General features: G+C 70.0%; 9 protein-coding genes. 6 read left to right on the top strand and 3 right to left on the bottom strand.

What is annotated here, in order from left to right; translation table 11 throughout:
• Positions 1 to 155: 155 nt before the first annotated feature.
• The 3 genes from ACQP0U_RS12395 to ACQP0U_RS12385 all read left to right on the top strand — a co-directional run bounded on the left by ACQP0U_RS12395 (position 156) and on the right by ACQP0U_RS12385 (position 5,482).
• Positions 156 to 1,238 (top strand): LacI family DNA-binding transcriptional regulator, encoded by a 1,083-nt coding sequence (locus ACQP0U_RS12395; protein ID WP_433318509.1) that lies wholly within the window; start codon positions 156 to 158, stop codon positions 1,236 to 1,238.
• Between the two features lie 146 nt (positions 1,239 to 1,384).
• On the top strand, positions 1,385 to 4,846 hold the full coding sequence (locus ACQP0U_RS12390) for an alpha-glucuronidase family glycosyl hydrolase (protein ID WP_433318507.1): 3,462 nt from the start codon (positions 1,385 to 1,387) through the stop codon (positions 4,844 to 4,846).
• Between the two features lie 102 nt (positions 4,847 to 4,948).
• Positions 4,949 to 5,482, top strand: coding sequence for a hypothetical protein (locus ACQP0U_RS12385; RefSeq protein WP_433318505.1), 534 nt, complete (start codon positions 4,949 to 4,951; stop codon positions 5,480 to 5,482).
• A 123-nt stretch (positions 5,483 to 5,605) separates the two neighbouring features.
• On the opposite strand, the gene ACQP0U_RS12380 is transcribed toward ACQP0U_RS12385, so the two are convergent.
• Both ACQP0U_RS12380 and ACQP0U_RS12375 read right to left on the bottom strand, forming a co-directional pair.
• Positions 5,606 to 8,602, bottom strand: a complete 2,997-nt coding sequence (locus tag ACQP0U_RS12380; protein ID WP_433318503.1) for a glycoside hydrolase family 95 protein — start codon at positions 8,600 to 8,602, stop codon at positions 5,606 to 5,608.
• A 296-nt stretch (positions 8,603 to 8,898) separates the two neighbouring features.
• Positions 8,899 to 9,042, bottom strand: a complete 144-nt coding sequence (locus ACQP0U_RS12375; protein ID WP_433318502.1) for a hypothetical protein — start codon at positions 9,040 to 9,042, stop codon at positions 8,899 to 8,901.
• A 110-nt stretch (positions 9,043 to 9,152) separates the two neighbouring features.
• Here ACQP0U_RS12375 and ACQP0U_RS12370 point away from each other — a divergent pair, with 110 nt between their 5' ends.
• Complete coding sequence (locus ACQP0U_RS12370; RefSeq protein WP_433318500.1) at positions 9,153 to 10,157, top strand: DUF3800 domain-containing protein; 1,005 nt, start codon at positions 9,153 to 9,155, stop codon at positions 10,155 to 10,157.
• A gap of 15 nt (positions 10,158 to 10,172) precedes the next feature.
• On the opposite strand, the gene ACQP0U_RS12365 is transcribed toward ACQP0U_RS12370, so the two are convergent.
• Complete coding sequence (locus tag ACQP0U_RS12365) at positions 10,173 to 10,973, bottom strand: helix-turn-helix domain-containing protein (RefSeq protein ID WP_433320785.1); 801 nt, start codon at positions 10,971 to 10,973, stop codon at positions 10,173 to 10,175.
• Between the two features lie 129 nt (positions 10,974 to 11,102).
• Between ACQP0U_RS12365 and ACQP0U_RS12360 the strand changes: the two genes are divergently transcribed.
• Together ACQP0U_RS12360 and ACQP0U_RS12355 are read left to right on the top strand one after the other, a co-directional pair.
• Positions 11,103 to 11,477, top strand: coding sequence for a DUF1330 domain-containing protein (locus tag ACQP0U_RS12360; protein WP_433318498.1), 375 nt, complete (start codon positions 11,103 to 11,105; stop codon positions 11,475 to 11,477).
• A 9-nt stretch (positions 11,478 to 11,486) separates the two neighbouring features.
• Positions 11,487 to 12,362, top strand: coding sequence for an alpha/beta fold hydrolase (locus ACQP0U_RS12355; protein WP_433318496.1), 876 nt, complete (start codon positions 11,487 to 11,489; stop codon positions 12,360 to 12,362).
• Positions 12,363 to 12,370 lie beyond the last annotated feature (8 nt).

Raw genomic sequence — 12,370 nt, 5'->3', positions numbered from 1 at the left:
GCTGATTGAGACAGCCGGCGCGCCACGGCGGCAACGGGTTGCCATGTATTGCCTCGCGCGAATGCGACAGGGCAGCCGGATTGTTGCGAGGGCATTGCCGAGTATTCACGGCCGCCATACCATGATCACGGCGCGTAGCCGGGAGGAGCATGAAGATGCCCGACCACACCAGGCCGCCGGACAAGAGGGTCACGATCTACGACGTCGCTGCCGAGGCCGACGTCTCACCGTCCACGGTGTCCCGCGCCTTCTCCCGACCGAGTCGCGTCAACTCCGAGACCGCCGAACGGATCCGGCAGGTCGCCGGGCGGTTGGGCTACCGGACCAACCCCCTCGCCCGCGCCCTCACCACGTCCCGCACGCAGATGATCGCGCTGGTCATCGCCGACATCACCAACCCGGTGTACGCGGAGATCGTGCGCGGCGCGCAGGAGGCGGCGACCGACGGCGAGTACACCACGGTGCTGATCGACGCCCAGGAGTCCGACCGGCTGGAACGGGCGGCGGTAGAACGCACCATGTCGACGGTCGACGGCATCGTGCTGGCGAGCAGCCGGATGTCCGACTCGGCCATCCGGATGGTCGCCAAGCAGCGGCCGGTGGTGGTCCTCAACCGTGCTCTCGCCGACGTGCCCTGCGTCGTCACCGACGATCCCCGTGGGGTGCGGCGGGCCGCCGAGCACCTCGGCGAGCTGGGGCACGACCACATCACCTACGTCGCGGGGCCACAGGCGTCCTGGCCCAACGGCATCCGTTGGCGGTCGCTGCTCGAAGCGGGCATGGAGCTGGAGATCAAGGTTCGCCAGATCGGGCCGTTCAGTCCCACCATGGCGGGCGGTGAGCGGGCCGCGCAGGAGCTGCGCGCCCGTCCCGCGACGGCGGTCCTCGCCTTCAACGACCAGATGGCCATCGGGATCATCCGCGGCCTCAGCCGGATGGGCGTCAACGTTCCGGGCGACGTCAGCGTCGTGGGTTTCGACAACATCCTCGCGGCCGACATCGTCACACCGGGGCTCACCACTGTCGCGGCGCCGCTCTACGCGGAGGGCACGGCCGCGACCCGACACCTGCTCACGATGATCGAGGGGGCACCCGGGCACACCGGCCGGCCGATGGTCCTGCCGGTACGCCTCGTGGTCCGCGACTCGACGGCCGCACGCAACCCTCGCCCCGGTCGGGCCCGAGCACAGTGGGCACGGCAGCGACCCGCGAACGACCCGGCAGCCCACCTGCCGTGAGGCGGCAGGACCCCGCGACAAGAAACGACAACTCGTTGCCGAGGCCGATCCGCGCCGGACAGGATCGACGCGCATCCATCGATCAACGCCGTTGCGCTCGCGGGACGGGCCGAACGGCGCCCCAGCGGACGAACGAGGAGATGGCGATGAACCGAGCTTCGGTGCCCCGGCTACGGCGAACCCTCATCGCGCTGGGCGCGGCGCTCGCCACGGTCGCGGCCACCCTCACGGTCGCCACCACCACGCCGGCCGCCGCGGCGCCGTCGCCCGACGACTACAGCGGCTCCGACCTGTGGCTGCGGTACGTGCCTGTCGACGACGCGAAGCTGCTACGCGACTACCGCCGGGCGGCCACGGCGATCGTTGTCGAGAACGCCGACGCCACGAAGGTCCACCGGCACACGACGGACCTCGCCATGGCGCCCGGTTCGAGCGAGAAGCTTGCCGAGACCACGCTGGGCGCCGCTCGGGACGAACTGGTGCGCGGCCTGGGCGGACTGCTCGGTCAGCCGACACCCGTGGCGACGGCCGCCGGCGGCACGGTCCCGGACGGCGCGATCGTGGTGGGCACGCCGGCGAGCTCACCGCTGGTGCGCCGCACCATTGCGACAGGCGACCTGGCCACGGTGGGCGACGAGGGCTACCTCGTCCGCTCGGTCTCGAAGGGCAGGGCACGGTTCACCGTCATCGCCGGCAACACCGACCTCGGCGCGTTGTACGGCACCTTCGCCTTCCTCCGGCTCCTGCAGACCCAGAAACCCGTCGACCACCTCCGCGTCGCGGAGTCACCGAGGATCAAGCATCGGTTGCTGAACAACTGGGAGACCGAGCGGCTCTACGCCGGCAACAACGCCTCCGGCATCGGCGGGCTGAACGGGGAGAGCGGGGCGATCTTCAACTTCGCCGCGACCGGTGCCAACGCCGGCCGGAACCTGCCCGTCATCCTCGACCGCTACCTCGTCATGGCCCGCGCGTTGGCGTCGCTGGGCATCAACGGCATCACCATCAACAACGTCAACGCCGACAACGCGTACCTGACGAGCGCCCGCATCGCGCAGGAGGCCGCCCTGGCCGACGCGCTGCGTCCGTACGGCATCAGGCTGGGCCTGTCGATCCGCTACACCGCGCCCACCGACAGCCGGTTCGCGCCGGACACGCTCACCAACAGCCAACTCGACCCGTACGGCGCCGATTTCCGGGGCTGGTGGCACCGCCGGGCCCAGCAGATCCAGAGCGCCATCCCGGACTTCATGGGGCTCACCGTCAAGGCCAACTCCGAGGGCCAGCCGGGGCCACAGGACTTCGGGTACGACCACGGTGACGGCGCCAACGCCATCGCCGCCGCGGTGGCACCGCTCGGGATGACGGTGCACTGGCGCACGTTCGTCTACAACGCCGAGGTCGACAACGACCGGCTCAAGCGGGCCTACCTGGAGTTCGGGCCGATCGACGACGAGGTCCAGCCGGACGGCAGCCGGGGACGCTTCGCCGACAACGTGTTCCTGCAGACCAAGAACGGGCCACTGGACTTCCAGGCCCGGGAGCCCATCCACCCGATGTTCGGCCGGATGGAGAACACCAACCAGGCCCTGGAACTCCAGATCACGCAGGAGTACACCGGCCAGAACTGGATGCTGGCCTACCTCGGCCCGATGTACGAGGAGATTCTCAAGACCGACACGTACGCGACCGACGCGAACGGGAAGCTGCTCAAGAAGCGCCTGGTCGGCAACATCGTCGACGGGACCGCCCAGCACCACCCGGACACCGCCATCGTGGGTGTCGCGAACCTCGGCAACGCCGACAACCTGACCGGGCACCATTTCGCCCAGGCGAACCTCTTCGCCTTCGGCCGCCAGGCGTGGGACTGGACGCTCGACTCGACGGACATCGCGACCGACTGGACGCGGATGACCTGGAGCAACGACCGGCGCGTCGTGGACACCATCCGCACCATGATGATGGGGTCGTGGGAGTCGCTGGTCAGCTATCAGACGCCGCTGGGCATCGGCCACCAGTTCGCTGAGGGCGTCCACTACCGTCCCGACCCCGCCGACTGGGCGGGCCGCGACGACTGGAGCCCGGTCTACTACAACAAGGCCGACAGCGTCGGTCTGGGCTTCGACCGCTCCCCCACCGGCAGCAACCTGGCCGCCCAGTACTTCCCCCGGTTGCAGCAGCGCTACGGGAACATCGACTCGGTCCCGGAGAACCTGCTGATGTGGTTCCACCACGTGCCGTGGGGCCACCGGATGGACAGCGGCCGCACGTTCTGGGACGAGCTGGTCTACCGCTACCAGATGGGCGTGCAGTACGTGACCTGGATGCGGGAGACCTGGGACGCGCTCCAGCCCGACATCGACGCGCGCCGGTTCGCCGAGGTACGCGCCAAGCTGGCGGTCCACGAGGCGGACGCCGCCGACTGGCGGGACACCTCGGTGAACTACTGGAAGGAGTTCAGCGGGCGGGACATCCCGGTCGACGACGCGCCACTGTCGGCGACGATCGTGGTGAACGGCAGGACGTTCGGCGGCTTCAACCTGTCGGACACCTCGTACGCCATCCCGCTGCCGGCCGGGGCGTCGCCGACCATCACGAAGGTGCGGACGACCGACCGGAAGGCCCGCTACGAGATCATCTCCCAGGCGGCCGGCGTACCCGGTCAGGCGGTCGTCAAGGTCACGACGGAGAGCTTCTTCGGCCCCCTCGTGAAGAACTACGTCTTCAACCTGGTGCCCGACACGACGCTGACGGCCCTGCGCGTCGACGGTAAGCGCCTGGCGTCCTTCACGCCGACGGTGCTGCGGTACAACGCCCTCGCCCCGGCCGGCACCACGGCCGTGCCGACGGTCACCGCCAGCGCCGCCGACCCCGCGGCCTCGGTCGCCGTCGAGCAGGCGACCAGCCCCACCGGGCAGGCTCGGGTCACCGTCACCAACGGCGGAGCGTCGTCGGTGTACACGGTGGACCTGAACACCACCATCACCGGCGGCGACGAGTTCGACTCGACCCAGCTCGGCCCGCAGTGGCAGTGGGTCCGGCCGGACGAGAGCAGGTGGCGTCTGGCCGACGGATCCCTGGTGATCACCGCGCAGCAGGGCGACCTCCAGGGCAACGCCAACACCGCGAGGAACCTGGCCCTGCAGGACGTCGACGGCGACTGGACCGCAGAGTCCGCTGTCGTCTTCTCCCGCCCACTCGCCACCAACAACGAGCAGGGTGGTGTTCTCGGGTACGCGGACGACGACAACTACGTGAAGCTCGCCTGGGAGATGGGCAACGCGACAGCGGCGGTCAACAAGGCCCGGATCGTCTTCCTGCGCGAACAGAACGGCACGGCGTCGACTCTGGAGATCACCGGTGCCGACGCCCAGCGGATCGTCGGGGCCGACGGCGCCATCTGGCTGCGACTGACCAAGATCGGGGACAGCTACCGCGCCTACTACTCCACCGACGGACGCGTCTACCGCTACATCGGCTCCCAGACGCTGAACGCCGAGCCGACGAAGGCCGGGCTGCTGGCCTTCAACCGGGCTGGCACCTCTACCGACCTCGACGTGGCCTTCGACCATTTCCGGATCGAGAGCCGCGGGGAGCGCATCCGCTAGCACCAACGGTGGCCGGGTCCGGTTGTCACCGGACCCGGCACGGCGTACGGCTCGATGGGTGCGGACCTCGCGGTTGTCGACGACTCAGGTTAGGGTGGCGCCATGCCGGCGGTGCCGAGGGGATACACACCCGGACGGAGCGCGCTGACCGGGGCGGGCAACGACGCCGGGCCACGTCAGGTGGATCTTCCCGCCGGTGGATTCCAACGACTGGTGCTCCGGTTTCTGGGTCTGCCGCTGCTACTGCTGATCGGCCCGTCCATGGTGTTCGCGGCGGCTCTCCTCGCGACCAGTGAGCCCGTCCTGAACCGTTGGATCCTGGGGGTCGCCGGGGTTGGGGTCACGTTCTCCTGCGTCAAGCTGGCCCGACACGAGTCGCGGTCGCACGAACGGGCCCGGCGGGACCTGCGGCGGCTGGAGGCGACCGGGGTGACCGGGACCGCCGAGATCCACGCCGTACGGCCCACCTCGCTGGGCGAGGAGAGCGGGGTCGAGCTGGACCTGCTGGTCAGCGGGCCCGGGTTCGATCCGTTCGAATCCACCTCGCGGTGCAGGGACCACCACGCCCTGACAGTCGGGACACGACTCAACGTCGTTGTCGATCCGACCGACCGGCTGTACGCGATCGTGCCCTGACGCCGCGCCCTCCACACCAGTGGGACCCGCCCCGCAGCCACAGCGGCGACGAAAGCCGCGTCCGGGCCCGTCCCCGGTTGGGACGGGCCCGGACGCGCTCCCCCGAGGCGGGATCGGTTGGCGTCAGCCCCCGATGGCGATGGCGAAGATGTGCATGGTCGGCACGTTCGTCGCCGGCCCGGCGCTGATGTTGGGCAGCACGACCGACGCGACCGCCTTGCTCTGCAACGCGACACCCACGTAGTAGATGCAGGCCGCGGTGGCCTGGCGGACGTTGTTGGGCCGGTTCTGGTACGCGGACACGATGGCCGCGGTCCCACCGGAGTGCGGCCCGCCGTACCAGTCGGGCGTGCTCAGCGTGAACGTCTGGCGGGTGCCGTCGGCGTAGACCACAGTGCCGGTCCCGGACACCGCGCCGTAGGTGCCGGTCAGCAGGAAGCCGAGCGTGGCGCCCGTGCCGGTCACCCCGATGGTCTGGCCCGAGGCGATGGCGTTGTCGGCGACCCCCGAGCTGACATTGGGCCAGCGGAAGGTGACCCCGTTGCGGCTCACCGTGCCGCCCGGGCTGGCACCAGCCTGCGCCAGGGCCTGCGCGGAGAGCGACGCCCCGCCGCCGTCGAAGTTTCCGACGTTGGTGTTGCTGTCGCTGGTGATGCCGACGTTGGTGAAGCTCTGCTCCAACGTCGGTGTGGTGGCACCGGAACTGGTGACCCGGTAGGTGCGTCCGGCCTGCACTGTGACGTCGATCAGGTCGGAGTCGATCCGGGTGGTCCGGGCCGCCGTACCGTCGGCGGTGTCGACCACCGTGACGGTGCCGGTCAGGATCCGGGAGCGCAGGCGGACGGTGCCGGCCCGGTCCGGTCGGACGAGGATCTCCGTGGCCAGGCCGCTGGCCCACGTGATGCCGACCGTGTGCCCGCCCCGACCGCGCAGGCCGGTCACCCGCCCGCTCGGCCAGGCCGGCGGCAGCGCGGGCAGGACGTGCAGTTCGCCGGTGTGGCTCTGCAACAGCATCTCGGCGATGCCGGCGGTGGCGCCGAAGTTACCGTCGATCTGGAAGGGCGGGTGCAGGTCGAACATGTTGGGCGCGAGTCGCGCGGTGGTGGCGAGGTAGCGGATCAGGTCGTGGGCCCGCTTGCCCTCCTCCATCCGAGCCCAGAAGTTGATTTTCCAGGCCAGCGACCAGCCCGTCCCGTCGTCGCCGCGCAGCGCCAGGGTCCGCCGGGCCGCCTCGAACAACTGCGGGGTGCCACGCTTGGTGATCTGGTTGCTGGGCGCCAGCCCGTACAGGTGGGAGATGTGCCGGTGGTTGGGCTCGGTCTCCACCCAGTCGTAGAGCCACTCCATGATGTTGCCGCGGGAGCCGATCTTCATGGGCGCGAGCCGGTCCCGGGTGGCGCGAACCTGCGCCCGGAAGGTGCTGTCCACGTCGAGGATCTCGCTCGCGCGGGCGACGCCGTCGAACAGGTCCCGCAGGATCTGGTTGTCCATCGTGGGGCCCGCGCACACGCTGGCGTTCGAGTGGTGGCTGAGCTCCGGCGAGTTCGACGGGTTGGTCACCAGGTAACCGAGGGTCGGCTCGGTCACCAGGGTGTTGAGGAAGAACTGCGCCGCGCCCTTCATGGCCGGGTAGTTGGTCCGCAGGAACTCGATGTCGCCGTTGAACAGGTAGTGGTCCCAGATCAACGTGGACAGCCAGGCGCCGCCGGTCTGCCACATGCCCCAGAACGCGCCGTCCACCACAGCGGTGGCCCGCCACGCGTCGGTGTTGTGGTGGGTGACCCAGCCGCCGGCGCCGTACTGCACCTGGGCGGTCCGCGCTCCGGTGACGGCGAGATCTCTGACCATGTCGAAGACCGGGCCGTGGCACTCGGCCAGGTTTGTGGTGTTGGCCGGCCAGTAGTTCATCGGCAGGTTGGCGTTGATCGTGTACTTCGAGTCCCACGCCGGCGCCAGCGAGTCGTTCCAGATGCCCTGGAGGTTGGCCGGCTGCGTGCCCGGCCGCGACGACGAGATCAGCAGGTACCTGCCGTACTGGAACAGCAGCGTGGAGAACTGCGGGTCGTTGACGCTGTTGTGCTGGGCGATCCGGACGTCCGTCGTCTGGTCGGCCGCGGACGTGCGGCCGAGATCGAGAGTGACCCGACCGAACAGCGCCTGGTAGTCGGCCACGTGCCGGCTACGCAGCTGGTCGTAGCTGCTGGCCCGCGCGGCGCTGAGGCGCTGTCGGGCGATGCCCTGGTAGTCGCCGCCGACGTTGCGGTAGTTGACGTAGCTGGAGCCGATGGAGATCAGCAGGGTCACGCTGTTGGCGTTGGTCACCCGCAGGGTGCCACCGGAGCTGGACACGCTGCCGCCGCTGACTGTGGCGTTGGCCAGGGCGAGGAAGCGGACCGCGCCGGTGATGCCCTCCATGCTTCCGGAGATGCCGTCCAGGCCGATCGTGGTGCCGTCCGGGCTGGACACTGTGGTGCGCTGCGGGCTGTCGAAGGTGGCGGTGAAGCTGATCGAGCCGGTCCGGTCGGCGGTCAGTCGCACCGCGATGACCTGGTCGGGCGCGCTGGCGAACACCTCCCGCTGGTGACGCACACCGTTCAGCACGTACGTCGTCGTCACGGTGGCGGTGGTGAGGTCGAGCGTCCGGTCGTACTGGGAGGCTCCGCTGGCGGAACCGAAGGCGAGCCGGAGATTGCCGACGGTCTGGTAGGCCAGCTGGCCGCCGGGGTTGCCCATCATGGTCTGGTTGATCAGATCCTGGGCCTGGGTCCACTGGTTCGCGTTGACCAGCCGCCGGATCTCCGCAAGCGCCCCCGCCCCTCTGGTGTTGCTGGGGTCGTGCGGCCCACCGGCCCAGACGGTGTCCTCATTGAGCTGAAGTCGCTCGGTGTCGACGTTGCCGAAGACCATGGCGCCGAGCCGGCCGTTACCGATCGGCAGCGCCCGCAACCAGTCGGTGCCAGCACCTTCGTCGTACCAGAGGGCGAGGTTCCCGGCGGCCAACACCTGCGGCGGCGCCGCCGGGTCCGCCTGGGCCACGGCGGTCCAGGGCACCGGCAGGAGAGCGCCGCCCGCACCGGCTGCGCCGATTTTGAGGGCTTGCCGTCGGGTCAGGTCTGACATCGATCCTCCAAACGGTGACCAGTCCGGCCACCCCGAAGCGTGACAACTATGGGACTCGACATGGGGATCCGCGAGCCAGACATCTGATGTGTTTCGGGAAGGTTACTCCGGGGCCACCGAATAGGCAACGGTCGATAGGTGGTGGATGCCGCGCCTCTCTGGCCGGTCAGCAACACGCACGGGCCGGTGAGCAGCGGCGGACCGACGCGGCACAGCACGCGGATTCGGCAGAACGACGCCGCCGACGACCAATCCGGATGGACATACATCAGATGTACGGAGGCAGGCAGCCGACCTCACCGTGCACCGGCTCCGACCTGCACCCGCCGTCCGGTGTTCGCGATGATCAGCAGACCAGGGATGGCGCCGAGCAACCAGACCACGATCAGCGGCCAGTGGATCAGCGCGCTCGCCGCCACCCGCCAGGTCGCCGCGTTCATCCACCGATCATCGGGCACCACGCAAACCGAGCACAGCGCCTCAGGTACGCAATCGGGTTGTTCTCCGCCGGCGCGCGGGTGACCATGGGCGGCATGGCGGGAGCTCGGAGGTGAGATCGCCTCTTCAGGGCGGACTGCCGCCGGGCGGCGCGGTGGTGGTCGGGGCCGTCGTGGAGATCGCTTGCGACGAGTCGGGATTCTCGGGCACGAACCTGCTGCACTCGACCGCCCCGGTGATCACACACGCGAGCGTCGACCTGGTCCTCGACGAGGCGGTAGCGCTCATCACCGCCCTGCGGTCCGGGTTCCGGTTCGCACCGCACGAGCTCAAGTCCGGGCGGTTCCTGCGCGGCTCGGGTGCGGAGGAGGCCCTGGAGTGGTTCCTGGCGGCGCTGGCCGGCCGCGCGCACGTCCACCTCATCGACAAGGAGTTCTTCCTCGTCACCCGGATCGTGGACTTCCTGCTGGCCGAGCCGTCGTACGCGGCGGGCACCCGCCTTGCTTCCGAGCACCATCCGGCCGCTCTCGCCCTGCACGAGGCCGGACGCTCGGCCGGAGGCGACTGGGGCGCGTTCCTGTCCGCGTTCGTCGATCTGGTCCGAATGAAGCGGCGACTTCCGGTCGACCAGACGGTACAACGGTTCTTCCAGGCCCGTGACGCGCTGCGGCGGCACGGGCTCGGCGCGGCGGCCGATGCCGTCCTCGACGGGCTCAGCCCGAGCCATGTGCGGGCCGTGGTGGCCCGGCTCGACAGCGACGACCGCACGGTCCCTCCCCCGCTGGAACCGCTGCTGCCGGCGCTGGCCGAGACGGTCCTGTCCTGGAGCGGCGGCCGGCGGCAGGTGCTCGTCACCCACGACGAGCAGAGCGCCCTGACGGCCGACCGGCTGACCCGCCTCCAGCGGGTGTTGGCCGACGGCGACGCGTCGGCGTCCGGCGCCGGCCGGGCTGGGGCGCTGCCGAACGGGGTGTCGCCTCTGGCGGGGCTGGTGGTGGTCGACTCCCGCGACGATCCGCGCGTCCAGGTCGCGGATCTCCTCGCGGGCGTGGCCCGGCGGATGCCCGGCATCATCGACGACACGCTACGTCAGCCACCGCCGACTCCCGCAGGGTGACGGGCAGCAGCCGAGTCACGACCCGGCACGTGCTCGGAGAGCTTCGGCGGTCGCCGAGTCAGCAGGAAAGAACGCCTCGACGGCCAACCCGGCAACCGTGACATCCAGCGGCGTACCGAAGAGGGTCGTGGTGCTGACGAAGGACAGCTCCTGGTCACCGTGCCGGTATCGCAGCGGGACGAGAACACGGGAGAGGGCGTCGCTGACCGGGGTCGTGTCGACCTCGCCACCGGGATAGCCGCGAAGCTCCTCGTGCAGGTCGTACAGGATCGGGTCGTTAGTCGTCGCGGCCTGCTGGTGCAGCCGTTTCAGCAGGTGGGAGCGCCACTCGGGCAGATTGACGATGCGCGGGGCCAGGCCGTCGGGGTGCAGGCTGAGGCGCAGCACGTTGATCGGTGGGGTGAGCAGGTGGGGCTGCGCGTCCACGGTGAACAGGGCAACGGCCGGGTTCGCGTCGGCGAGGTGCCAGTGCCTGTCGACGAGCAGCGCAGGGTACGGGCTGTGACCGTCGAGGATCTGTCGTACGGCGGCACGTACCGGTGCCAGCTCGGGGTCCCCCAGTTCGTGGCGGGGGTAGGCGGGCGCGTAGCCGCCGGCCAGCAGCATCGTGTTGCGCTCGGCCAGCGGCATGTCCAGGTGTTCGGCCAGCCGCAGGATGAGGTCCGGGCTCGGCCGGGATCGCCCGGTCTCGACGAAACTCAGATGCCGGGCCGACACTCCCGCCTCGATCGACAGGTCGAGCTGGCTCATGCCGCGAGTCCGGCGCCAGTCGCGCAGCAGCTCCCCCACTCGTCGCCCCGGCCGAGTCGAGATCATCACTCACCGACCCTAGTTCCGCACCGGCACACAGGCCATTACCTGCGACGTAATCGACAGCCGACCACGACACCGGAAAGATCTCCTCCAGGTCAGGTCAGAAAAACCAGAGGTAGAGGACGGACAATCATGACCGCGTACGCGCTCGCACACCTCCGCACGGCACCCGTACACGCCGACGTGCTGACGTACCTGGAGCGAATCGACGCCACGCTCGCACCGTTCGCGGGCCGGTTCATCGTCCACGGCGGCGCCATCGACGCCCTGGAGGGTGACTGGCCCGGCGACGTGATCGTCATCGAGTTTCCCGACCTGAACCAGGCCCGCTCCTGGTACCAGTCCGGCGACTATCAGGAGATCAAGCCCTTGCGGACGAGGCACCTCACCGGCGAGGTGATTCTCGTCGACGGAGTCGAACCCGGCCACGACTCGTCGCAGATGGCCGCGAGCATCCGCCGCGCCGCTGACCGCCAGCGCACCCCGGGACGGGCCGGCCGGTCGTAGTCTCGTCGAATGCAGGACATCCAGACGCACACCCTGGTCATACCCGGCGTCGACCTGGTCTACGACGTCCGTGGCCCGCTACCTCCCGCCGGCGCCCATCGTGCGCTGCTCATGATCGGCCAACCGATGGCGGCGGAGGGCTTCGTAGCGCTCGCTCCGCACTTCACGGACCGCACGGTCCTCACCTACGACCCGCGTGGTCTGGGCCGCAGCGTGCGCAAGGACGGTCGGGCCGATCACACGCCGCAGCAGCAGGCCGCCGACCTGCACGCGCTCATCGGGGCGCTCGACGTCGGTCCGGTCGACGTGTTCGCCAGCAGCGGCGGTGCGGTGACCGCGCTCGAACTGGTCGCCGCCCACCCCGGCGACGTCGCCACCCTGGTGGCGCACGAACCACCGATCAACGCCGTGCTCCCCGACGCCACGGCCGCCGACCGAGCCCGAGCCGGCTTCTACGAGGCGTACCAGGCGAAGGGCTCGGGTGCCGGGATGGCCGCGTTCATCGCGATGACGTCCTGGCAGGGCGAGTTCACCGACGCCTACTTCGCCCAGCCCACTCCCGACCCGGCGATGTTCGGCATGGCCGCCGACGACGACGGCAGCCGCGACGATCCGCTGCTGTCGCAGAACTCGTGGGCGATCACCGACTACCGCCCCGACGCGAGTGTGCTCACCGCGGCGCCCACCCGCATCGTGGTCGCGGTCGGCGAGGAGTCGGCCGGTACGTACACCGCCCGCACCGCCCTGGGCCTCGCGGCGCTGCTCGGCCAGGAGGCCGTGGTGTTCCCGAGCCACCACGGCGGATTCCTCGGCGGCGAGTTCGGCTACGCGGGCAAGCCCGAGGAGTTCGCCGTGCGGCTGCGGGAGGTGCTGGACGCCGGCTGACGTCCGCT

Origin of the sequence: Micromonospora sp. CA-269861 (assembly GCF_050948505.1) — a bacterium.
Classification (GTDB): domain Bacteria; phylum Actinomycetota; class Actinomycetes; order Mycobacteriales; family Micromonosporaceae; genus Micromonospora.
This window is presented reverse-complemented; position numbering and strand designations above follow the sequence as displayed.